Origin of the sequence: Leeuwenhoekiella aestuarii (assembly GCF_004104055.1) — a bacterium.
Lineage (GTDB): Bacteria > Bacteroidota > Bacteroidia > Flavobacteriales > Flavobacteriaceae > Leeuwenhoekiella > Leeuwenhoekiella aestuarii.
Genome location: NZ_QOVJ01000012.1, coordinates 45,629 through 71,373, shown reverse-complemented (window position 1 = coordinate 71,373; position 25,745 = coordinate 45,629). Strand labels below are relative to the sequence as shown.

Annotated in this window: 15 protein-coding genes, 2 tRNA genes and 2 pseudogenes; 17 read left to right on the top strand and 2 right to left on the bottom strand. The window is 34.8% G+C overall.

Annotation, left to right across the window (positions count from 1 at the left end; translation table 11 throughout):
- Positions 1–157 precede the first annotated feature (157 nt).
- From DSM03_RS17670 to DSM03_RS17650, 6 genes are all read left to right on the top strand, one after another.
- Positions 158–2,203, top strand: a complete 2,046-nt coding sequence (locus DSM03_RS17670) for an HD family phosphohydrolase (RefSeq protein WP_128762824.1) — start codon at positions 158–160, stop codon at positions 2,201–2,203.
- Between the two features lie 139 nt (positions 2,204–2,342).
- A tRNA-Ser gene (locus DSM03_RS17665) sits at positions 2,343–2,426 on the top strand.
- 22 nt (positions 2,427–2,448) lie between these two features.
- Positions 2,449–2,523, top strand: a tRNA-Pro gene (locus DSM03_RS17660).
- Between the two features lie 227 nt (positions 2,524–2,750).
- On the top strand, positions 2,751–3,197 hold the full coding sequence (locus DSM03_RS19170) for an Arm DNA-binding domain-containing protein (protein WP_236638948.1): 447 nt from the start codon (positions 2,751–2,753) through the stop codon (positions 3,195–3,197).
- On the top strand, positions 3,175–4,041 hold the full coding sequence (locus DSM03_RS17655; RefSeq protein ID WP_338068113.1) for a site-specific integrase: 867 nt from the start codon (positions 3,175–3,177) through the stop codon (positions 4,039–4,041). The genes DSM03_RS19170 and DSM03_RS17655 overlap by 23 nt, the downstream gene beginning before the upstream one ends.
- 642 nt (positions 4,042–4,683) lie before the next feature.
- Positions 4,684–6,927 (top strand): hybrid sensor histidine kinase/response regulator, encoded by a 2,244-nt coding sequence (locus DSM03_RS17650; protein WP_128762823.1) that lies wholly within the window; start codon positions 4,684–4,686, stop codon positions 6,925–6,927.
- Between the two features lie 539 nt (positions 6,928–7,466).
- Here the strand turns inward: DSM03_RS17650 and DSM03_RS17645 are convergent.
- A complete protein-coding gene (locus tag DSM03_RS17645) occupies positions 7,467–9,347 on the bottom strand; it encodes a metallophosphoesterase family protein (RefSeq protein WP_128762822.1) in 1,881 nt (626 codons plus the stop codon).
- A gap of 504 nt (positions 9,348–9,851) precedes the next feature.
- Between DSM03_RS17645 and DSM03_RS17640 the strand changes: the two genes are divergently transcribed.
- The 5 genes and pseudogenes from DSM03_RS17640 (at position 9,852) to DSM03_RS19325 (ending at position 12,499) form a co-directional block, all read left to right on the top strand.
- Positions 9,852–10,193, top strand: a complete 342-nt coding sequence (locus DSM03_RS17640; protein ID WP_128763429.1) for a single-stranded DNA-binding protein — start codon at positions 9,852–9,854, stop codon at positions 10,191–10,193.
- A gap of 71 nt (positions 10,194–10,264) precedes the next feature.
- A complete protein-coding gene (locus DSM03_RS17635) occupies positions 10,265–10,645 on the top strand; it encodes a DUF6876 family protein (protein ID WP_128762820.1) in 381 nt (126 codons plus the stop codon).
- A gap of 12 nt (positions 10,646–10,657) precedes the next feature.
- Positions 10,658–11,107, top strand: coding sequence for a JAB domain-containing protein (locus DSM03_RS17630; RefSeq protein ID WP_128762819.1), 450 nt, complete (start codon positions 10,658–10,660; stop codon positions 11,105–11,107).
- 443 nt (positions 11,108–11,550) lie between these two features.
- A pseudogene (locus DSM03_RS17625) lies at positions 11,551–11,927 on the top strand (BfmA/BtgA family mobilization protein); the annotation flags it as partial.
- Between the two features lie 14 nt (positions 11,928–11,941).
- Positions 11,942–12,499, top strand: a complete 558-nt coding sequence (locus tag DSM03_RS19325; RefSeq protein WP_128762817.1) for a DUF5712 family protein — start codon at positions 11,942–11,944, stop codon at positions 12,497–12,499.
- Positions 12,500–12,735: 236 nt separating this feature from the next.
- Here DSM03_RS19325 and DSM03_RS17615 read toward each other — a convergent pair.
- Positions 12,736–12,885: pseudogene (locus DSM03_RS17615) on the bottom strand (IS3-like element ISLbl1 family transposase); the annotation flags it as partial.
- Positions 12,886–12,983: 98 nt separating this feature from the next.
- On the opposite strand from DSM03_RS17615, the gene DSM03_RS17610 reads away from it, so the two are divergent.
- The 6 genes from DSM03_RS17610 (at position 12,984) to DSM03_RS17585 (ending at position 25,632) form a co-directional block, all read left to right on the top strand.
- Complete coding sequence (locus tag DSM03_RS17610; protein WP_128762816.1) at positions 12,984–13,598, top strand: RNA polymerase sigma factor; 615 nt, start codon at positions 12,984–12,986, stop codon at positions 13,596–13,598.
- Between the two features lie 44 nt (positions 13,599–13,642).
- On the top strand, positions 13,643–14,638 hold the full coding sequence (locus tag DSM03_RS17605) for a FecR family protein (protein ID WP_128762815.1): 996 nt from the start codon (positions 13,643–13,645) through the stop codon (positions 14,636–14,638).
- A 128-nt stretch (positions 14,639–14,766) separates the two neighbouring features.
- Positions 14,767–18,072: a SusC/RagA family TonB-linked outer membrane protein gene (locus tag DSM03_RS17600; protein WP_128762814.1), complete on the top strand. Its 3,306-nt coding sequence runs from the start codon at positions 14,767–14,769 to the stop codon at positions 18,070–18,072.
- Positions 18,073–18,098: 26 nt separating this feature from the next.
- The gene (locus DSM03_RS17595) at positions 18,099–19,769 is read left to right on the top strand and encodes a RagB/SusD family nutrient uptake outer membrane protein (protein ID WP_161567116.1); all 1,671 of its coding nucleotides are present in this window, start codon (positions 18,099–18,101) and stop codon (positions 19,767–19,769) included.
- Between the two features lie 112 nt (positions 19,770–19,881).
- Positions 19,882–23,160 (top strand): alpha-mannosidase, encoded by a 3,279-nt coding sequence (locus tag DSM03_RS17590; protein WP_128762812.1) that lies wholly within the window; start codon positions 19,882–19,884, stop codon positions 23,158–23,160.
- 114 nt (positions 23,161–23,274) lie between these two features.
- Complete coding sequence (locus tag DSM03_RS17585) at positions 23,275–25,632, top strand: glycoside hydrolase family 3 N-terminal domain-containing protein (RefSeq protein WP_128762811.1); 2,358 nt, start codon at positions 23,275–23,277, stop codon at positions 25,630–25,632.
- Positions 25,633–25,745: the final 113 nt, after the last annotated feature.

Genomic DNA, 25,745 nt, shown 5'->3' with positions numbered 1-25,745 from the left:
CCTCGAAGTCAAAGGTTTTATCATTGTTAAGACCTCGTGATTTTATCATAAGGTTATTTACTTTTACCAGAATACTTTCAATATTCTGTTGGTCAAGTTTTAAAACGCTTGGAAACAGTTTTTTTGAATTGTATTAATACTGTTTCACAGCTTTTTTATGAGTACTATTTTAAACCGATTCTATAAAAATCAAGGTTCGATATATAAGGTTTTGCTTTGTATTGTAAGCACAATTCTTATCGTATATCTTTTTCCGAAAAGCGGGAAATTTCAGTTTGATTTTCAGCAGAATAAACCCTGGCAATATGATAATTTATATGCCCCTGTAGATTTTGCTATTTTGAAAAGTCAGGATCAGCTAGATCAGGAGAAGGCAGAAGTTGAGAACAATATTATTCCCTATTTTATATACGATCAGGATATTGCTAATGAAGCTAAGGCCGCTTATGAAAACCAGTTTGCTTCAGTCTTTACCGATTCAATTTTTAGAGACAGACAGCGCGAACTGAAAGCTTTTGGTTTAAAAATTATAGATGAAATCTATAAGTACGGTGTAGTTAGTGATTTAACAGCTTTTCAAGAAGGCCGAAAAATTTACTTGCGGCGTGGAAATGAAATAGAGGAAACTTCAATTGAAAATCTAAACACTACTGATGAAATCACAGCACTCATCAATAGAAAGTTGGTTAATGGTCCTTATGTACAAGCTGTAAACCGGTTTAAAGAATTGTTTTTTGATGTTGTGCAGCCAAACGTCACCTATGATGAAAAGCTTACCAATAAAGAGCTCAATGCTGAGATGAGCAAAATAGCTCCTACTAAAGGTGTAGTGAATAAAGGAAGTCGTATTGTAGCTAAAGGCGAGATCGTAGAGCAAAGTACGTATCAAATTCTAAAATCACTTCAAGCGGAATATGAATCTCAAACATGGACAGCAAAAAAATACAATTGGGTAGTTTTTGGTTATGTACTTTTGGTTTCGGTAGCACTAACAATGCTATTACTGTTTATAAAAACTTACCGAGAGTTAGTTTTTGAAAATAATACCAAGGTTACTTTTATTTTCTTTAATATCATCTTAATGGTGTTGTTTACAACGCTAATTGTAAAGTATGATGCAAATTATGTTTATGTAGTTCCTTTATGTATTCTGCCGTTAGTGATCAAAGCGTTTTTTGATTCCCGATTGGGCCTTTTTACCCATGTGATAACGATTTTACTTTTGGGGTTTATTGTGCCTAATACTTCAGAATATATGTTTCTGCAGGTTATTGCGGGTATCGTAACGATACTAACCATTTCTGAGCTTTATAAGCGTGCTAACTTGTTTATTTCCGTTGGTCAGATCACGTTTATTTATATCATCGGTTATTTTGCTTTTCATATAATTCACGAAGGAACGGTAGAAAATCTGGAATGGGAAACCTTTAGTACGTTTATCATCACCGGTCTTGCAACACTTTTTGTACAACCGTTAATTTATGCCTACGAAAAGATTTTTGGTCTCGTGAGTGATCTTTCTTTATTAGAACTTACAGATACCAATTCAAAGCTTTTAAAAGATCTGGCAAATAAAGCGCCAGGAACGTTTCACCATAGTTTAAACGTGGCTAACCTTGCTGAAGCTGCAGCAAATGAAATAGGAGCTAATTCTATGCTTGTACGAGTAGGGGCTTTGTATCACGATATTGGTAAAATGGTTAATCCTACAGATTTCACCGAAAATCAATCAACAGGGATTAATACACACGAAGACCTTTCTCCTCGAGAGAGTGCACGTATCATAATTGATCACGTTATTAATGGTATTGAAATTGCACGCAAAAACAACCTTCCGGATCGCGTTATTGACTTTATAAGAACGCATCATGGTACCAGCACTGTTTACTATTTTTATAAGAAAGCTCAGGAACAGGATGAAGATGTGAATATTGAAGATTTTAGATATCCCGGACCATTGCCTTTTAGTAAAGAGACAGCCATTTTAATGATGTCTGATAGTGTGGAAGCTGCCAGCAAGAGTCTGAAGAATCCAACTTCTGTATTGATAGATTCTTTTGTTGAAAAAATCATCAATAAACAAATGGACGAAAATCAGTTTCTGAATGCGACTATTACTTTTAAGGAAATACAGGTTATCAAAAAAGTATTGAAGTCAAAACTCAATAATATCTATCATTTGCGAATTGAATATCCCGAATAAAGTTTTGTGATTTATTTGTTTTCAGATAGTTAAAAAAAGATTGAAAAAAAGTTACAGAAATTCATAAAAAACCTTTGGCTGATCCAAAACTTAGATATATATTTGCACCCGCGTTTCGAGAGATACGCAGCGTTCTTTAGGAGAGGTGCCAGAGTGGTAATGGAGCAGATTGCTAATCTGTCGACGGGTAACCGTCGCCAGGGTTCGAATCCCTGTCTCTCCGCTACTGAATTTAAATACACCATCGGGGTGTAGCGTAGCCCGGTCATCGCGCCTGCTTTGGGAGCAGGAGGTCGCAGGTTCGAATCCTGCCACCCCGACGAAATAGGTATTTAACATATATTGTTTAATATCTAAATCTATGAAAACCAGTGAAATACATTTTCACTGGTTTTTTTTATGCCCTTTTGTAGGCATATTTGTTGGTGTCCTATTTGATGTCCTATTTTTTTAGGAAAGGAATTACTACATTTATGGATCATAACCGGGTTTGACTATCGAGCGGTTTGGCTTTCGTTTAACATATTTTTTAACTTAAACGAAAGTTATGATTACTTCACACACTTTAAATGTTCATTTTTGGCTGAAAAAAAATTCAGTTCGAAAAGATGGAACATTACCAATCTATGTTCGTATCTCCATCGGAAGTACCAGTAGAGTAGACTTAAGTACTAAACAAAATGTTTTAGAAAAAAATTGGTGCGATAAGTCCAGCAGGGTTGTAAAACGCATTAAAGACGCTAGGCGTACCAATGACGAATTGGATACTATATATTCTAAGATTAAGATAGCATATAGGGAACTCAGAAATGAAGGAGTTCCAATAAGTGCTAAGGCAGTTAAGCTACGATGTACCGGAAAGGATAAACCTGTTTCTACAATTAAAGATCTTATTCAATTCCATACCGAAAATGATCTAAAAAAAATTAGCTCCTGGAACAGCAAAGAATTACGCTGCCACAGAGAAATATATTTTACGATTTATAAAGTCTGAATATAAGTGTGATGATATTTATCTGACACAGATTGATTATACATTCATTGTAAAATTTGAAGATTACCTAAGAGACTGCAAGACGCTCAAAAGATCACAGCCACTGAATAATAATGGTAGGATGAAGCATTTGGAGCGCTTGAAGAAATTCACCACGTTAGCCTTAAAGCATCGTTGGATAAAATCTAATCCTTTTGCATTGTACCAGTTAAAATATGAGGATTTCGATTGTCCTTTTCTCGAAGAGAATGAGCTTAAAACTATTTCTTCAATAGTTTTGGTTGATGAGAGTTTGAGTATAGTTCGCGATGTGTTTGTTTTCTCTTGTTATACCGGATTATGCTATATAGAGGTCAAAAATTTGAAAAATGGTGACGTGGTAAATGGTATCGATAAAGAAGAGTGGATAATGGTGCGACGACAGAAGTCCAAGACTCCAGTAAAACTACCTCTGTTGGAGCAGGCTAAGCAAATTTTAGAAAAGTATGAAGAAGTTTCACATAACTTAAAATCGAATAAGTTACTACCCGTATTTAGTGATCAGAAAATAAATAAGTATTTAAAAGAAATCGCGAAACTATGTAAGATTAATAAAAATCTAACCTTTCACGTGGCCAGGCATACTTTTGCAACTACTGTCACATTATTAAACGATGTTCCAATTGAAACAGTTTCTAAAATGCTTGGTCACACCAAACTTTCTACCACCCAAAAATATGCTCGAGTTGTAGAACAAAAAATAAGTAGAGATATGTGTAATCTTAAATCTAAACTTAAGAAGACTAAAAGCAAATCAACTAGTGGAGAAATTTCCAATGGTAATGGGCATTTACGTATTGTTTGATACAACTCCAGTTTATATGTTAGTAGGATGATGTGACTATTGATTTCTACTTTATAATGACGATAGCGTATATTTAAAAGTCTCCATCCCTAAATAACAAAATTTATCTAAATTATTGATTTTGTGGATTAATCGATACATAGTGAATATCCTAAGTACAATAAAATATAATCTCAATACCACTTAATCGAATTATTTCGTAAAAAAATCATAGATTTTTAAATCATAGATTTTTAAAACTTGTTTATGAGTTCAATTTAATCAATCAGCCACATTGAAGCATTTATTCAAGCTAAATAAAAATACTTTAAGATCTCTGATTTATAGTTTTTTATGTTTTCATCGGTATTCTTGAATTGCTTTAAGAGTAATTCCATATTAAGCAAATCAGTACACACTTTATCAGTTTGAATTTTGTGAACTAAAAATGATTATTAAAATGTTGTTACGTTGGATTTTAATTTAGCTACTCCTAATCATAAGTACCTTGTTCGACCTTTGGAAATTCTAAACTAACATAGTGGTAATTAAGTATTCCTAAAAATGAGCATCCATTTGAAAGGCTAGATAAACATTTGGTAACAAAATCTTAAAGTCAACCTTTCAAATTTGGCTTATTCTTGCGTTTTTAATCCCTCAGATTTGAAATTCATCCCCAAAAGTTTTGCTATCCAGATTTGGATATCTTTTGTATTGTTCAGTGGCTTTTTATCGCTTGGTCTCTATTTGTATTTGGCAACGAGCAGGGATTCTGAAAAATTATCTAAGTTAACTCAGAAAGTCAGGTCGCTCCACAATGATTTTTCATCAAACTTTAATAATTATCAAAGTTTTATAATATCAGGGTACAAACAAGACACTTTTTATGAGATTAATAAACAGAAGGATATCGATACTTTCTTGTCTAATCTTAAGAGTTTTAAAAATGGTATTCAGGAATTACGTCCTGAAATAAGAGATGTACATTTAAATAATGGCCTGCTAGACAGCCTTGGAGTTTATAATCGCCAATTGATCATCGCTACGCAGCAATTGAGGGAACGGTTCAAAGAACGAGGATTTAAAGATTTTGGAGTTGAGGGAACCTTAAGAGAAGCTGCACATTCCCTTGAGGCCAACTCTAAAATTTCAAGAGCTGCAGTACTACAGTTAAGACGCCACGAAAAAGATTATATGTTAAGGCGTGATTCCACATATCTCAGGCAGTTTAATATTTTGGTAGGTGATTTAAGGAATAGGCATAATCTGGATTTAAACACCCTTGCAGTGTTGGACACGTATCAAATTAAATTTAATCAATATGTCTTTTTGAGTACACAGCTTGGAAATTATGATAGTAACGGTTTGGTCAATCAAATTCGTAAGCAGTATTTAGATGAAAAAAATATCATTCTTGCTTTATTTTCAACTATTGATCATAAGCTAAATCGCTTACACAAAAGCAATACGCAATATTTAATTATTCAAACGGCAATTATCATTCTAATAGCTATTATTCTAAGTCTCTATCTAGCAAAAACTTTGACCTATGATATAAAATTACTCAATAAGAACTTTGACTATTTTTTAAATCAAGATTTTGCTACTTCAAATCACAACGCGTTATCTGAGCCAAAATTTAAACTCTCTTCGAATGAGATTCGCAATCTTTTTATGAATTTTCAACGGCTAGAAAAAAAGCTGAATACAACACTAAAGGTTTTGACAACAGAAAAGCTTAAATCTGAAAACAATGCTAAATATAAAGCCAGGTTTTTGGCTAACATGAGTCACGAGATCCGCACGCCGCTAAATGGAATACTGGGTATGATGCAAACCATAGAAGTTGATGGCTTAAAAGTAGAGCAACAAGAAAATATTAAACTTGCTAACTACAGTGCCAATCATTTACTGAACTTGGTTAATATGATTTTGGATTATTCTAAGCTCGAAGAAGGAATGATGCAAATGGAAGAAATTCCATTCGATTTTTCTGAAATTGTGATTAATTTGAAAGGCTTACTCGCTCACTTAGCTAAGGAAAAGGATATAAGACTTAATTTTTATATCGATGATGATATTCCTAAAGCTCTTATTGGGGATATAATGAGGCTACAACAAGTACTCATTAATTTATTAAGCAATGCAATTAAATTTACGCACTCAGGGAATGTAGATTTGATCATAGATCTTCGTAATTTAAACGATGACTATATTGAAATGTCGTTTAAAGTAAAGGATACTGGTATAGGAATTAACGAAAAAGATCAAAAACGTTTATTTGATGCGTTTGTACAAAATGATAGCTCAACCACAAGAATGTATGGTGGTACTGGTTTAGGATTAACGATCAGTTATCAACTTGTTGCACTAATGGGCGGAGAGCTTAAGCTAAAAAGTAAACCAAATCAGGGGTCTATGTTTTATTTCAGCCTTCGACTTAAACAATCTAAGACTCATCTTTTACCTGTAAATTCTATTAAATTAATCGTGGATTCCTTTGAAAACAAAAGGATCTTAATAGCAGAGGATAATAAAATTAACCGACTTGTACTGGAAAAATTTTTGAGAGATCAATCATTTAAGTATGATACTGTTTCCAATGGCAGGGAAGCCTTTAAATATTTTGAAAGCGACACTATTTATGATCTTATTTTAATGGATATTCATATGCCTATTATGAATGGATACAGAGCAACGGAAAAAATTCAGAATACTGAAAAGTTTCGCAATAATCCAGTACCAATAATTGCTATATCAGCAAGTGCATTTGAAGATGATCGAAAATCTGCATTGGATGTTGGGATGAATTCATTCATACCAAAACCAATTGATTTTCAAGTGTTAAAAATCCAACTTGAATATTATTTATCAAAAAATATCTTCAAGCAGACATCTATAAATTAAAAAAGAGCAGTCGTAATTAAGAACCGCTCTTTTTATCTTAGAAACAAAAAACTTCAATTAATTCAGTTTAAAACTAAGAACAAATTGAGATTTGCGCTTTATATTAATATTAACAATACATCACTAAATCTTCAGGGTCTGAATCCAATCAAAAATTTCTTTTTTCATTGGCTTCTTTTGTAGCAAGCTGATTGCTCTTATTTTTAAAACAGTATGAACATATTTTAATATTATTAGGAAGAATGCTTAGTACTTCTGAGAGGGATTCATGATTTTCAAGCTCTATTCTGCCATCTTCCAAGGGTAATAATTCGCATTCTGCTATATGCAGAAATTGATATTTGTTCAATCTCGACTTGCGCTCTAGATAAAAAATCATCTTCCCTTGTTTTATAACAAAATTAAAATATAATGTTAATAAAATGTTAGGAAAACTGTTTTTAACAAGTGTTTTTTTAGAGCGTGCGATCAATTTATTCCATAGATTAGAACCGTAAAATTATTTTTTAGTTAATAATCTACTTTTAAATTATTTGTACTCAATCGAGGGAATCTAGCTTACCAGATGTGTAATCTATTTTAAAATGAATTGCCGGCTCACCAGATTGTAATTTTTTAAAGATTTTGAAGAATAGAATTAATTCTCTTTCTAATTCTGACGAGCTTGGAACAGATTCTGAATCTAGCCAAGTATCAATTAGCAAATCATAAAGTTGTAATCTTTGAGTTCCAATAGCTAAGAACGCTAGTTTGTCGGCTGAACGAATTCGATAAAAATCAAAAATCAAATCCATTCCATCAATTTTAGACAGCATTTCTAAAGAATGACTATTTAATTCGAAGTGTGTTTTTAATCTTACTAATTCCTCTTTAAAGAAGAATTGGTCTGCCCGAAGTTTTTCTATATAATTACTAAGGTTATTGGGCTTATTGAATGCCAAAAGAAGCAATGTTGTTCCAGATAATTTTGGTAGTTCTCGGCTTAGTGTTTTTGGAAAATCCTGAGGTATAAAACGAAGTCGCACCAGCTCTTTTAAATGCCATTCCGTGAATTCATTATAGCTACTAGCCTTCAATATAGCAGGGTCCCATTCAGTTTTATGATTAGCTTGTAGGTTTAAATATTCCATGCTATATAATGGAAATAATTTATTAAAATTCAGTACCTCATCAAGCACAATGGTTTCAACCTCAATATAATCTTTCTTGAGGGTTACAATTTTGTATCCCGGTAAATATGCTGCCAGAGAAGGAGATTGGATATTGATAAGGGTATTACCCTTTTTTGTAGTTCTCCTACCTGTATCATTAATATGCATATGCCCCGCAACATGTATTTTTAAGCCGGCATCTGCAAAGGTATCTGCTACCTTTTCTATAGGAACACGTGCTAATTGGAATTTGTCTTCTCCCATTAATTCTGAAAGCTCTTGAGTAGCATCATCATTAAAATCTATCATAGGAAAGTGACTAAAGGCAATTAAAGTCTTTTGATTTTTTTCAGCGTATTGAGCAACTTGACGAACCCAATCTATCAAATGAGCTTTGTGTGTAATGACATTATTATAACCGATGGATGCACTTTGATATCCCCCTTTGTTATTGGGAATAAAAACATCCCCATCTATAGCCATTAACAGTAATCCTTTAATAGGCTCAACCACATAACTTAAATCGTAACTTTTTTCATTAGGAGTGACTTTAAACATTCTCTTGGATAAGGAAGCTGCTTCTTGTGCTTTTTTAAAATCATACTTTGCTGGATCATAATTTGAAAATGGAGTAGCCCAATAGATATACTTAGGGTTTGGATTGAATCCAAAAGATCCTAAGTATTTAATAATTCCCGAATAACCCATTTTAGCTAAATCAGCACTTATAACAACGGGGTTTTCGTATGGTGCTGATTCATATATTCCTGATTTACTAAAAATAGGTTGTGGTTTTCCATATTTGCCCAAAAAATCTCTTTTCCCTGATTCTTTAATAAATGGGGAGGCAGGATCGTGATTTCCAGTTGTAATGAAAAACTGAAGATCATACTTCTTTGAATAGGCTTCAAGTATTTTTTGAAGACCTCTGAGGTGTAGAGGTTGCCCATCATCTGAATAGTCTCCGGGTAGAGCGACTAGATGAATACCTCTAGAGGCAATATCTTCTAGGGCAGCTATAAAGGCAAAGTAATTCTCATTGAATATACGCGTGGAATGTAATTGGGATTCCATCGTTCTTATCAATACATTTTCATTAGAATTGGCTAGGGACAAGCCTTCGAAATCGGAATCACTTAGATCCCCGAATATATCTTGTAAATGCACATCTGCTAAAAAAGCAATTTTGGGATCTATAGTTTGAGCGCTTCCATCAAGAGATAGCAAGAGAATCAAAACTGAAAATCTTAAAAAAATGTCTTTTATCATAGTGATTAATTATCCGTTGCGATGTTACTTAAATTATAGCTAATCAATATTATCATCAGGTTAAATAGCAATGATATGCCTTCTTGGAGAATTATCAAGTTTAATCCCCCTTCTCAAGTTTTAAAACTTCCCGCGTCAGCTTTTTGAATTCCCTTAAGCAGCATCGCTGTATTGCTCTTTTTTTGAAAGCAAAATACCAATAGTTTGAAGTTAGCCGGACAGCATAACCGCTTGTGCCGCGCTTTTATATGTCCTTACTAATTCAAACTCTTGAAAATGTATCAGCAACAAAAAAAGGTAACAGCGATAGGCACTAATGGAAGTAAATCAAAAATGAATCTTATGAAATCAGTTCAAAACATAACAAAAGAAGCGGGATCAAAAAAACATAAAACAAAAAAGGAAAACGCTCAGGATAACATAAGTAAATCATTTTTTAAAAGTATTAAAGCAAAATGTCTAAAGGGTTTAGGCAGCATTTTTAATCATTTAAATTTTAGAGTTATGAGTACACTAAGAAATCAAGTACAGTTAATCGGAAACGTAGGGCAAGAGCCTACATTAACAACCTTAGAAAGCGGAAAAAAAGTGGTGCGCTTTTCACTGGCGACCAATGAATTTTACAAAAATACCAAGGGTGAAAAAACACAGGATACCCAGTGGCACACCGTTGTCGCCTGGGGTAAAACTGCCGAGCTTATTGAAAATTATGTGCCAAAGGGTAAAGAATTGGCTTTGACCGGAAAATTGAAGTCTAGAAGCTATATCGATAGTGCAGGATTGAAACGCAATGTAACTGAGGTAGAAGCTTCAGAAATTGTATTACTGGGTAGTAAATCCGAGTAAATCACTAAAAAAAGAGGGCGTAGATGTTCCAGTATTAACGCCCTCTCATTAATCATTTTAACATTACTAAAATGAATACACAAAGTAAACTATTAATCGAACAGCTACATGGGTTTTGTGGGAGTGCAACCTGCTACCAAATTCCCATGCTACGAGTCAAATATACCGAGGGCATAAAATACCTCGCAGACCACGCACAAAGTCACTGGCTAATTACGGATGCTGCGATAGTGTGTAAAAGCCTTAAAAACAAAAGCAGCTTTATTCTGATTCTTTTTAAGCGCAATCCACAGAGCGTACAAGAACGAACTCATAAAGAGGCAAGGATTACCTATGCTAATGGTAATGGAACTATTCTAATGGAACAGGAATACGAATACACCGATTTTCCTTTAGATGAACTACGACTGTTTTTTGTAGATGGTATGCTGATGCTCCCTAATGAATATTAAACCCTAAAAACTATGGAAACACGTATCAACGAAATAAGCTTAAGTTACCGCCCCAAACTAAAAGCGGAACAGTGGCCAAAAATTAGCTCTTCTTCACTAGCCGCAAGCGTGGTTTTTGAAAACTGGGATCAAAACACCATTTCGGTTTATGAATCCTTTAAAATACTATTGCTCAATAACAGCAATAAAGTCAAAGGCATTTATCAAATATCCCACGGAGGAATAACCGGAACTTTAGTGGATTTGCGTCTGCTTTTTGCAGTTGCTTTAAAGTCCTTATCTGTAGCATTAATCTTAGTGCATAATCATCCTAGTGGAACTTTGAGACCCAGCGAAGCCGATAAACATCTAACTCGGAAAATTAAGGCGGCTGCTGATTTATTAGATATCAAGATTCTGGATCATTTGATCTTAAACCCGAAAGGGGAGTATTTCAGTTTTGCCGATGATGGAATTTTATAAAATGCTAAATTTTGAAAGTTAGGACCTCTGGATTACAGAGGTCTTTTTTTAGGAACGATTTTATTTAAAACAAAAAAGCGTATATTTAATGCGCTGTACTTCAGCAACTAAATCATAGTAGTGTTATCCTTTTTTGACTTTCGCTGATAACGCTATACATCGAATATAAACATATCGGAAAATCATTTTCCCTGAAAATGGCAATTGGTCCCGATTACTATTGGATTGACCAGATTGTATGAAAATTTTGTTCGCTGGGGCGAACGAAAAGGAATAGCAAGAGGATAACCCGCTACGCGAGGTTATAGATATACCTTTTATTGCTAAAAAACTGTAAAACAGCTGTTTGTTGATTTATAAATATCCTTTTCAATCAGACAATTGCGACAAACGGCCTTACAGCACCGATTTTCAGGGAGTTATTTGCGACAAAACAGCGAATTATGGACTCATTTACGGGAATTAGATTTAAAAAGAAGGTTGCTAAACGCTTTCAGGAATTTTCACAATCTCACTTCAAATCGCATACGGAAGCCTTGGAGGAAATGCTTGACTTTTTTCAGTACAACGAGATTTCACCCAAGGAACGTTTGGGGCCCACAGGAAGAACTTTAGAAGCTAATCTAAAGAAACGAATCAACGCGATCATCGCTATTATGCGTGACATCGAAAAGACCCAAACCAAACCTACACAAGCGATGTTGCAATCCCTGTTTGAAGTAGAACCGCAACCAAAAAAGCCACTTCTTGTCGAAAAGAAATATGCTCCTAAGAAGCAGGAGTAGCTTTTGGAACAAAATCAAATCTAGAGAACCAATTAAAAAGAATAATACGATGTATATCACCATATCCCCACAAAAGCAAGGCGGTCATTATCCTAAAAGTTCTGCAGACTTTGTCAGCTATTTGGAAAAGGAAAATGCAGAAGAGGCTTTAGCACATACCGAGTATTTCTTTAATCAGGATCAGGAATACAATCACTCAAAATTTTCTGCATCAGCATTTCAAGATATTATAGGTCAGGCTCAGAAAAATTTAGGTAACCTTAGTCCGTCAGATAATCAATGGCCGTTAAAAAATAATTTATGGACTAATAATTATAATATTAACAATATACAAACAGACATTTCAAGATTAAGAAAAGGCGATACTGTTCCAAATGCAATTGATTATTTTAAAATTTTGAAGACTTATCCTAATTTAAAGAAGAAAGTTTTTTTAGTAATCAACTTTATTTCAAAAGCGGAATTAGAAGATAGATTACAAAAATTAAGAGATGCAGAGGAATTTGCTGAACGCAATGAAGTAATTCAAATATTATGGTTTGTATCATCTCTTGTTTCAAGCTGTTATGAAGTTGGTGCTGAAATTTATATATTATGTAAACCATAGAAATAATACGTAAAAAACGTGTAGTTAAAACTATTTCCACGTTCCCGCCAATCTGTGATTGGTGATCAATAAGTATGTTTTATTAATTATCATTACCTGGGCTATTGAAACTATCTGTTTGCTTACTTAAACTGAAGCAATAAAAAGAAAAATAATCAAAACGAAAGCTTTTATATTAGTGAATAATAAAATTGACCCTGGACTTGCAACAAAAAACTGGACTTTAAGTTGAGTGACTATGCTGCTAGTTTTTGATTATACATATCTATTTCAAATTCTTTAATGGTTCTGTTCCTTAAATAAGAATGTCTTCTTCTGGTATTGTACCGGGTTTTTATCTACTAAAAAATAGATAACTCTGCCTGAGATCTAAGCTTGTATTTGTAACTATTTTACTAGCACGGATTTAAATTTATCTTAACAATATGTTGATGTTTGTTATTAAAAGCATCATTAACCTTGCGTTTTGACTTCAACCTTCCCTATGAATAAAAATTATAAAAGCCTTGACATTGAGTCTTTGGTGATCCTCTTAAAAAATAATGATGATGAACTCGCTTATCAGGAGCTATTCTATAAATTTCAGTCACGGGTTTATTTATACATTATAAAAATTGTTGGAGATGATATACTTGCTGAAGAAATTTTATTAGAATCGTTTTTGAAAATCTGGAACTACAGGAGTAAAATAGACAGTTCAAAACCTTTTGACAAACTTTTATTCAAGATCACAAAAAATACAGTTTTAGATTTTTTACGTTCTAAAAAAGTACGATTGTTGTCAGAGGATTCAATTGTACATTTAGTATCACACATTTGTCCAGAAGATGATTTAATCTGGGATGATTATTTAAAAATCTTAAATGAAGCAATAGAAACGCTTCCTGAAAGATGTCGTATAATCTTTCAAAAAAGTAGAATTGATGGACTGTCTTATGAAGAGATAGCCCAAGACCTTAATATTTCAAAAAACACTGTTCGTTTGCAAATTGTAAAATCACTCAAAGTATTAAAGGGATATCTCAAGATGCACCCTGAAGTAGATATTGTTTTTTTCTCAATATTCCATTTTTTTTTATTTTTTTCTACATTTGAATAGACCTTCATTAGTTTATCAACGTATTTATAATAAACAGAATTACGTTGAAAGAGAAGCAAAAAGAAGTACTAAAGCGTTATTTTTTAGGATTAGGTACTACTGAAGAACGAGAATTAATTGAGCGGTTTTTGCTAAATAGCAATAATAAAGAACTTTCAGATCATTTAAGACAAGAATGGGAAAAGCTCCCTGAGTTTATCAGTACAGACTCTAAGAAAGCAGATGCACGTTATAAAAAACTAGTCATTCGTAAATTTCGTCAGTCTAGTCGTCACGCGTGGTATTGGTCTGCTGCAATTTTCTTAGTTTTAATAAGCACAGGTTTAGGATATCAATATATAAAACATTCCAATTTTAATCAACAATTAACAAAAGATGTTGCTTGGATAACAGTTTCTACTGAAGTTGGTGAACAAAAGGAAATTGTGCTTCCTGATGGATCAGATGTTTTTTTAAATTACAATACATCTATTAGTTATCCAGAAATTTTTGATTCTGAAACACGGTCCGTACGAATAATCGGAGAGGCTCATTTTGAAGTTGTGAAGAATGAAAAAAAGCCTTTTATAGTCTGTTTTGATGATAATTATACCCGTGTACTAGGAACATCATTTAATATAAAAGCATATCCTAATTCAGCTAATCTTGATATAACACTTATAGAAGGGAAGGTTGAAGTTGGTCATATTGAAACTAAAGGCTACAAGAAGTTTTCGATTTTAAATCCTAATGAAGGATTGAGCATAAGGACTGATAATTCTTTTAAAAAATATACACTTGATAATTTAAATGGAATTACTTCTTGGAAGAGTGGTGACTTATATTTTAGACAGGAGAATATTAGTGAGGTTGTCAAAGAGCTAAGAAGAAGATTTGAAGATAGTATTGTAATAAAAGATTCACCTCATAGTAAGACCTCTACATTTACGACAAGTATAAAAGCTAGAACCTCACTTGAAGATATTTTAAAAATACTAAGTCTCACTAATAAATTAGAATACAATAAAATAAATGATGTAATCTATATAAACCTTAAATAATATAACCTAATGGATTAATAAATAAAAAATAAAAAAACGGAAGTGTTGACTCCACTTCCGCTCTATGCATTACTTGTCTTATCTCCTTTAAGATTTATACAAATGAATACAAAACTGAATGTAATATTATGAAAAATTATTTAAAACGCTATACCTTAAAATGTGTAACTACATTTTTTATATGCCTAAGCGTTAGCTTACATATTAGAGCTGAAAATAGACAAATAGACTTAGACTCTATAAAAATTTCCGTTGACTTTAAATCTACTAAACTTAGTGACGCACTAACATTAATAGCAGAAAGGAGTAACCTTGGTATAACATTTAATGACTCAGATATTAAAAATGATTCAAAAGTTACTTACAGTGCAAAAAATTCAAGTGTTAGAAAGATTTTACTTGATTTACTAAAAAAAACACAACTTAATTTTAAATACTACGATGAAAATCTTATTTTCTTTTTAAAATCTCAGCAAAAAACTAAAGCAAGTGGAATAATTACTGATGAAGATGGAGTGCCATTGCCAGGAGTTGAGGTTCTTGAAAAAGATACTAACAATGGTGTGTTGACTGATTTCGATGGCAAATTTAGTATTGACATAACCTCTTCACCAAGTATTCTTGTTTTCACTTATTTAGGCTTTTCACCTATAGAAAAAAAGGTTACTGATACTGAAGAAATTAATTTAACCATGACTCAAACTATAGGAGAACTTAATGAGGTTGTTGTTATTGGTTATGGTACTCAGCGTAAAAAAGATCTTACCGGAGCTATAGCACATATAGATTTAGAAGATAAAGAGATGATTCCTGCAGCTTCATTAACTCAGGTACTTCAGGGAGCTATTCCCGGTCTAAACATCACACCTCCTTCAGGATCTGGGCAACCTGGGTCTATAAGTATAAGAGGTAGGACATCGCTTTCTGCAAGTGATTCTCCTATGATTGTTGTAGATGGTATGATTTTTTATGGAAACCTTACCGACATTAATATAAATGATATAAAATCTATAGATGTTTTAAAAGATGCAAGTGCAGCAGCTGTTTACGGCTCTCGCTCTGCAAATGGTGTAATTGTGATATCAACTAAAACAGGGACAAAGGGTAAGCCTAAATTTAGCATTAATGCTTATAGTGGTATTCAAAGTTTAAATGAGACAGATATTACCCATATTATGAATGCCCAGCAATATGCCGAAAAAGCAGTAGATTATCAATATCAGCAGGATTTGATACAATGGTATAAAACTATGCCCACAAATGTAACTGATAATGGTGGACGGCCAGAAAGACCAGATATTACCAACAAACAAATCGTAGCACCTTATTTATATACCCAAATTGATCGTGAGAACTATCTAGAAGGTGGTCACGATATAAACTGGTTGGATGAGGTTTTTCAATCCTCCCAAATACAATCTTACAATTTAAGTATTTCAGGAAAGACAGATAAAACAGATTATTATTTTTCTGGAGATTATTTAAATCAAAAGGGAATTGTTTTGAATGACGATTTTGAACGCTTTAGTTTTTTTGGAAAGTTTAGGAACCAAGTTACAGACTGGTTTGCTTTTACTATAAACCCAAGGTTTACCCACAGGGACTATTCTGGTGTATCTGCCTCTGTAGGCGATGCTCAAGACTCTAGTCCATTAGGTAATAAGTTTGATGAGAATGGTAATTACCCTGTGTATATTTCTGATGAATCCTATAATTATCACCCTTTAGCATTGACGAATATTAAAGATGAGCAATATTATGATAATTTATTTTTAGCATTTAGGGCAGAAGTAAATGTACCTATGATTCCTGGTCTAAAGTATGAGGTTAATTATTCTCGAAACTACTATTTTGCAAGACAATTTCAATATACACCTCGAAACATTGGTGATGGTTCCAAGGTAAATGGCGTAGGTTATAAAGATGTCACAAATAATCAAAAATGGTTGATTAACAATATAGTAACCTATAAGAAAAGCCTAGGTGCCCACAATTTTGATGTGACTTTACTGCACAGTGATGAGAAGTTCTTTGGTGAAGGCTCCACATTAAATGGCGAACAATTTAGTTCAGACAAATTAGGTTATAATGCTATGGAGCTTGCTGAGGTTCAGTCTTTCAGCTCTGAATCTTATGAGGAATATACTCGTTCTTATATGGGGCGAATTGCATACAATTACAATAATAGATATTTGATATCTGGAACCTTAAGACGTGACGGCTATTCAGGTTTTGGCCCTAATAAAAAATGGGGGAATTTTCCATCCGTATCTGCAGGTTGGGTAATCTCTGAAGAAGATTTTTTATCAGAATCCAAGGTACTTGATTATTTAAAATTGAGATTATCATATGGTGTCAATGGAAATCAAGGTATAGGCAGATATAAAAGCCAGTCACAAATGAATACTCTGACCACAACTTTTGACGGAAGTACCGCTATAGGGATGTATTCAGGTACTATGGGTAATAATGATTTAGGGTGGGAAAAAACAACAGCAACAAACATAGGTGTTGATTTTGATATTCTTGAGAGTGTTCTCACAGGTAGTTTAGACGCATATCATGCAGAAACTCAAGATGTATTAGTACAACGCTCTATTCCCAGTATTTCAGGAAATTCTAGCGTTTGGAGTAATATAGGAGGGATGAAAAATCACGGTTTTGAAGTGGCTTTACAATCTAAAAATATAGAATCTACAAATTTTAATTGGACATCAGGAGCTACATTCTCTTTAAATCGTAACAAAATCACAAAACTCTATGGGGAAGTTACAGAAGATATAGGAAATGGCTGGTTTGTAGGCGAGCCCATTGATGTTTATTACGGTTATGATAGTAATGGCATCTGGCAGGAAAATGACTTGTATGACGGTACAATCATGAGTGGTTATTATCCAGGTCAGTGGCGCGTGGTAGATCAGAATGGAGACGGGGAGATTGATGCAGATCAAGATCGAAAAATTTTAGGTTATTCAGATCCCAATTACAGATTTAGTATCACTAATAATTTTAGGTATAAAGGCGTATCCTTAAACGTGATTGTCAATTCTGTTCAAGGCGGAAACGGATATTATATGGGTAGTAATGGAGGAGTACTTGTATCGGGGGGGACTTTTAGGTCACAGAGACTTAACCAAACCAATGTTTTGCCTTATTGGAGACCAGATAGACCCGTAAATAATGCTCCTGGAATTTATAATAATCCAGAGATAAATCCTTCTGTATACCAGTCCCGCAGTTTTGTACGATTACAAGATGTGACTTTGGCGTATGATTTTAATAAAAGCCTGCTTAAAAAAATAGGTTTCGATACACTACGGGTTTATATGGCAGGTAAAAACCTATACACGTGGACTCAATGGTCTGGTTGGGATCCTGAGTTTAATTCTCCCTTAACCAGAACAATAACACTTGGAACCAATATAAGCTTCTAAGAATGAAACTTTATAAAACTAAAATTATGAAAGTCAATATATCAAAATTCAAAATTCATTTTTTAAACATCATCTTAGCAAGTTTTATTATATCATGTAATGATGAGGTTTTAGACGAGATACCTCTTGATTTTGTATCTTCAAATAATGCCTATGAAGATACTGGAGATGCAGAGACGGGTGTCATAGGTCTTTATGGTCTGGCTCAGGAGTGGTATACAGATGTAGATGAACAATATATGTTTATCTATGTGGCGTTGGGAACAGACGAAGCCTATTTTGGAGAAAATCCTTCAGGTGGGACTATGAGCAATTGGGGTATTGATATTACTCCATCATCTTCACTGCCTAATCGGTATTGGGATAAAGCCTTTGACCTGGTATATCAGGCAAATTTAGTGATTAGGGGTGTAGAGAGTTTAGAGTTTACCGATGAGACTGATAAAAATGAATATTTGGCTGAAGCCCATTTTTTTAGAGCTTTCGCTTACCGCATATTAGTATATATGTTTGGTGATGTACCTCTTGTAACAGAGCCTATAGAATCTCCTAAGACTGATTTTGTTAGAGCCCCTAAGTCATCTATCTTAGATCTTATAACCGAAGATTTAAACTATGCAGCTTCCAATTTACCAACTCGTGGTAATGAGCCAGCTCCAGGACGTTTAACTCAAGGAGCAGCTTGGCATTTACTGGCAGATGTTTACTTGGCACTAGATGATAATGAAAGTGCTGCAGCTGCAGCTTCGCACGTAATAAATGATTATGGCTATAAATTAATGACAGAACGTTTTGGAAATCAATATAATATCTTTGAAGACGAAAATGTAATTACAGATCTCTTTGCATTAAATAATCAAAATCTTTCAAGTAATACCGAAGCAATCTGGGTGATACAAAATGATCCTAATGTTACTGGAGGAGGAATATACTCTGGTGAGCGTGCCTTTGGCCCAGCTTATTATAATCTTAAAACACCTGATAATTTTAATGGTTATGAAGGCTATTATGAGGGATCCAAAATAGTTTATAATGATACCCTTGGAAGGCCAGTAGGATGGGTAAGGCCTACTAATTATGTTGCTTACGATATTTGGAAAGATGACTTTGATACAGATTTACGAAATGCGGAGTCTAATGTCAAAAGACATTTTTACTATACCAATTCAAATTCCGCATATAATGGGAAAGAAATTGTTTTAGAAAATCCCAAAATGATAGATACAACACGATTGTTGTATCCTTATTTTATGAAAGTAGCAACGCCTACCCAGCATTTTACACAAGGAAACCGATCAGGGGGTGGTTATAACCACAAAGATTTGTACGCTATGCGTTTAGCAGAGACTTATTTGCTAAGGGCAGAGGCATATCTTAAACTCAATGAGCTAGGGAAAGCTGCAGCAGATATTAATTTAGTAAGGTCAAGAGCGAACGCTAGTCTTGTGAATGCAGGAGATGTAAATATAGATCTAATTCTCGATGAACGAGCTCGTGAATTATATACCGAAGAATGGCGTATGCTCACCTTAATGCGTATGAATAATCTTGTAGAAAGAGTTTTAAAATATAATGATAATCCAGGTAATCCAGGTTTGGGTATACAGGACTATAATCGTTATTTTCCTATTCCTCAGAGTGAAATAGATCTTAATACGGGTGCACCTCTAGAGCAAAATCCGGGTTATACTAATTAACAGTAATACTTTACTTATAGTATTAAATAGGGCATAACGGGTGAAAACCCGTTGTGTCTCCTATTGTCTTTTTCAATGTTCACCACGAGCAAAATACAATACACACATTACCATGAATTTAGATCAATTTTTTTCTAATTGTAAATTAAGTGTTTTTCTAGCATTTTTGATACGATTTTCAATCCCGGCAGTGGCACAAGAGAACTCAAGAAGTTATGACTTAACAAAAGACAGGATAGTATATACAGTAGGCTATGCGCATTTAGATACGGAATGGAATTGGGATTATCCTACCGTTGTAAATGAATACATAAAAAATATACTTACAGAGAATTTTTATCTTTTTAAAAAGTATCCTAACTACCGTTTCAACTTTACGGGGTCTCGACGCTATAAAATGATGAAAGAATACTATCCCGAATTATATGAAGAGTTGAAAAAGTACATTGCCAATGGAAAGTGGTTTGTTGCTGGATCTTCTGTAGATGAAGCAGAAACTGTAATTTCTTCACCAGAGTCTATAATTAGACAAACCTTATATGGGAATAATTTTTTTCAGTCAGAATTTGATAAAAAGAGTAATGATTATATGCTGCCTGACTGTTTTGGTTTTCCTTCTAGCTTGCCAACGATATTGAATCATTCAGGTCTGATTGGTTTTTCAACGCAAAAATTATCTTGGGGATCTGCAGTAGGGGTACCATTTAACGTGGGAACGTGGTACGGACCAGATGGTAATGGTATTGTATCAGCTTTAAATGCTGGTGCTTATGTAAGCCATATTCCAGATCGTTTTGACCTTGATAAGGGTTGGAATAAGCGTCTAGATAAAAATAAAAAAAATACCGGATATGCCTTTGATTACAGATATTACGGAGTAGGAGATCAGGGTGGCGCACCGCGAGAAAATGACGTCGTGCATGCAGAAGAAAGTTTGAATAATGCAGATAGTAATTTCAAAGTGGTTTTATCAAGCTCAGATCAGATGTTTAAAGATATTATCCCAGAAATTAAAAAAAATCTTCCCACTTATAAAGGGGATTTATTACTTACAGAGCACAGTGCCGGTTCTATTACTTCTAAAGCATTTATGAAAAAAATGAACCGGAAGAATGAATTGCTTGCAAAAGCCGCAGAACCCCTTGCAGTAATAGCAGATTGGAAGAAGCAGGCTACTTATCCATTCTCAAAAATAAATGCAGCTTGGGAATTGGTTTTAAGTAATCAAATGCACGACATTTTGCCGGGGACGTCTATTCCTTCAGTTTATGAGTATGCCTGGAATGATGAACTAATAGCAGCAAACAGTTTTAGCAATGTGCTTAAACATTCATTAAAACAAGTAACTGCTGATATGGATACCCGTGGAAAAGGTAGATCTGTTATCGTATACAATCCTGTAGAAAAAAAGCGAGAGGGTATTGTAACAGCGACACTTGCTTATAAAAAAGTCCCTCAAACTATACTAGTTTATGAGCCTTCGGGTAAACCTGTTAAAACTCAAATTATAAGTAAAACTCAAGATTCGATATCATTTATTTTTGAAGTCAACATACCTTCTATGGGGATTAAGGTTTATGATGTAAGAGATTCAAAATCGAATATACAAGAGAATCCTGATTTGAATGTAAAGACAAATATGTTAGAAAATGAGCACTATAAGGTTGAATTAAATTCTACTGGGGATATAACTCAATTATATGATAAAAATTTGAATAAGTCTTTACTTAAATATCCTACTAGACTTGATTTTCAAAGTGAAAAATCATTTACGTGGCCGGCTTGGAATATGCTATGGGATGAACGTCAGAAGCCTCCTTTTGCTACAATGAGTGATAGCGTCGAAATGAAGATTGTAGAAAAGGGTCCCCTTAGAGTCGCAATAGAGGTTACACGATATGCTCAAAATTCGATTCTTAAGCAAACACTTAGTTTAGCATCTGGAGCGGCAGGTAAACGCTTAGAGATTAATAATGTTTTAGACTGGCAAGCTACAGGTGTTAGTCTTAAAGCAGCATTTCCTCTTACTGCAGTAAATGATAATACAACGTATAGCTGGGGAGTAGGAACTATAGAACGAGGGGTAAACTCAGAAAAAAAATATGAAGTTCCTTCAAAGCAATGGTTTGATCAGACTGATGAATCAAATGAATTTGGAATAAGTATTCTGGAAGATTCTAAATACGGATCTGACAAACCAGATCCTGAAACATTGAGGTTGACACTGATGTTTACACCAGAAACTGATAAACGTTATATTTTTCAAAAATCTCAAGACTGGGGTGTTCATGAATTTAATTACGGATTATATGCTCACTCGGGAAATTGGCAAGAAGGACGTACTCCCTGGCAAGGTAAATTTTTCAATCAACCCTTAATGGCTTTCGAGTCTTCAAAGCATAAGGGGAGAGCAGGAAAAGAAATTTCTATACTCCACATTGATAATGACGGCATAGGATTAATGGCTTTTAAAAAGATGGAGAATAGTAGTTATTATCTAATTCGGGTAAATGAACTTCTAGGACGTGATCAAAATGGCGTGAATATAACATTGCCAGCAACGGTTGTTGATGCTTATGAAGTAAATGGACAGGAGGAGAGACTAGGGCAGGTTGACTTTGCTCAAAATCAGATTAAATTTGATTTGAAACATTACGGTATAAAAGCGTTTGCTGTGAAATTCAGTTCAATAGCTCCTAAAGAAGTTTCTAAACAACTTAGTATAGCGCTTCCCTATAATTCAGATGCTTTTAGTTTTGATACAAATCGAAACGACGGAAACCTGGAAGATAAATACAGTATACCTGCAGAGCTTATCCCAGCAAGAATTGTACATGAAGATGTGATTTTTAAAATGGGACCTACTGCAGATCGTTCAGATAATGTTCTAATTAGCAAAGGACAACAAATACAACTGCCTGAAGGAGCGTATAACACGTTATACGTGCTTGCTGCCGCTACTAAAGAAACCCAAGGGGACTTCGTGATTGATGGTGAAGTAAACACGCTAAAAATTCAGGATTGGACTGGTAAAATAGGTCAGTTTTATAAAAGAGAATTTGCAGTTGATAGGGTTGAGCATAAGGATACTGAAGAGCGTGTTGCAGTAAAAGGTATACAAAGTCCCTATCTGAAAACTTCTAGCATTGCTTGGTTTGCCACGCATAGACATTTGGGATATCCTTCCGCAAATAAAGCCTACGAATATAGTTATTTGTATGCCTATAAACTAAAGCTATCTAAGAATGCTAAAAAACTCACCTTACCTGATAATGAGTCTATACGCATTTTTGCTATAACAGCTGTTGATGAATCAACAGTAGATTTAGAAACTCTATCCCCCATATCAGAAGATTTTAATTATGCAAAAAAAGTGGAGTTACGTAACTAACATTTTGCATTCAAAATTCATGCTTGTTTATTAGATTGGATGAAACCTGGGGGCTGCCTGGCAGTCTCCGGTTTCTATCTAACCTAGAATACGAGACTGATTAACTTATATGTGATGAAAATAAAACCAATAATCTGTTTAAGCCTTTTATATTTTTTTCTTTCCTTTAATAAGAAACCGAATATTTATAAAAAGGAATATATAGATTTTAATAAAAACGGGAAGAAGGATGTCTATGAAGATCCAAAGGCTTCAAAAGAGGATCGTGTAAAAGATTTACTTTCTCGAATGAACATAGAAGAAAAAACCTGTCAGCTTGCTACATTATATGGTTCTGGTAGGGTTTTGAAGGATCCATTGCCTACAGATGGTTGGAAAAATGAGGTTTGGAAAGATGGAATAGGTAATATAGATGAACAACATAACGGGCTAGGTACGTTTAAATCTGAATATTCCTATCCCTATAGTAAGCACGTAGAGACACTACAGCGTATACAGCGCTGGTTTGTAGAAGAAACTCGCTTGGGCATTCCGGTGGATTTTACAAACGAGGGGATACGGGGTTTGGCTCATGATAGAGCGACTTCTTTTCCTGCTCAATGTGGACAGGGTGCTACTTGGGATAAAAAACTTATTAGACAAATAGGTGAAGTTGAAGCTAAAGAAGCTTCAGCTTTAGGGTATACTAATATTTATGCTCCAATATTAGGTGTCGCTCAGGATCCACGTTGGGGCAGAGCTGTCGAAAGTTATGGAGAAGACCCATACCTTGTTGGACAACTGGGTAAACAGATGATCTTAGGACTGCAGGAAAATGGGGTAGCTGCAACAGCCAAACATTTTGCTGTGTATTCTATACCTGTGGGAGGACGTGATGGAGGTACAAGAACAGATCCACACGTTGCGCCTAGAGAGATGAAAACCTTGTATCTTGAGCCTTTTCGGGTGGCGGTACAAGAAGCTGGAGCGTTGGGAGTGATGAGTTCATACAATGATTATGACGGTGTACCCATCACAGGAAGCCCCTATTTTCTTACTGAAATATTGCGTCAACAGTGGGGATTTAAGGGATATGTTACCACAGATAGTGCCGCTCTGGAGTTTATTCATAAAAAGCATAAAGTGGCAGAAAGCATGGTAGATGCCGTGGCACAAGGCGTAAATGCCGGAGTGAACATCCGTACAGATTTTACCGAGCCAGAGGATTATATTACTCCATTGCGGGAAGCTATCGCTCAGGGCAAAATAGCGCCTGCCACAATTGATGATCGTGTCGCTGATGTACTCAAGGTCAAGTTTAAACTAGGGCTTTTTGACAATCCCTATAAAGGAGATAAGAAACTTGCCGATAAGCTTGTGCAGTCTAAGGAAAACCAAGCATTATCCCTGCAGGCAGCGCTAGAATCTATTGTTTTATTAAAAAATGAAGATAATCTACTTCCGCTTAAAAAATCCTTGAATTCCGTTGCGGTGATAGGTCCCAATGCCAAAGAAAAGGAAGGGTTGATTTCGCGATACGGCCCTGCAAACCTACCAATCGTTACCGTCTATGAAGGAATCAAAAAGATGCTGCCAGACACAAAAGTAGTTTATGAAAAGGGCGCCGAAATTATAAGCTCGCATTTTCCAGAAGATGAAATCATGCCATTTCCCATTGAAAGCGAAGCACAGGAAATGCTTGATAAAGCGGTGCAAGTAGCAAAAGAAACTGATCTGACCATTTTAGTATTGGGAGGTTCAGAGCTTACCGTTCGTGAAGACCGTTCTCGTACCAGTCTTGACCTTCCACAAAGTCAGCAGCGTCTGCTCGAGGCCATTTGCGCCACAGACAAACCTGTTATACTAGTCATGATTGATGGCAGAGCAGCCGCAATAAACTACGCGCAGCAAAACGTTCCGGCTATTATTCATGCATGGTTTCCTGGAGAGTTTGGCGGCGATGCTGTGGCAAAAGTCTTGTTTGGTGACTATAATCCAGGTGGGAAGTTGGCCGTCACTTTTCCTAAGTCTGTAGGTCAAATCCCCTATGCCTTTCCTTTTAAACCAGGGTCAAAAGCTTCTTCGGGAACATCAGTTTACGGTGCGCTCTATCCTTTTGGATATGGATTGAGTTACACCACATTTAAGTATAGTAGTCTAAAAATTACACCCACAAGTCAAGGAATCGAGGGAAATGTTAACGTAAACTTTACTGTCACCAACACCGGAAAACGCACAGGTGATGAGGTGGTGCAATTATATTTACGCGACGAGTACAGCAGCGTAATTTCATATACTAAGGTTTTGCGCGGTTTTGATAGGATAACCCTGAATCCGGGGGAAGAAAAAGAGATTCATTTCGTGCTGGGAAAACAGGAACTTGGGCTATGGGATATCAATGATAAGTTTACCGTAGAGCCAGGAAGTTTTAAAGTAATGGTGGGCGCATCTTCAGAGGATATCAAGCTAGAAGGGAAATTTACCATAAAATAAAACACCAAGTCATTAATCATGTTAGATTTCATCAAGCATAAAGTTAAATATCGATTTAGATTTGTCTTTGCTAACGCTGTCATTTTTGCCTTTATGATCCTTTATGGATTTAC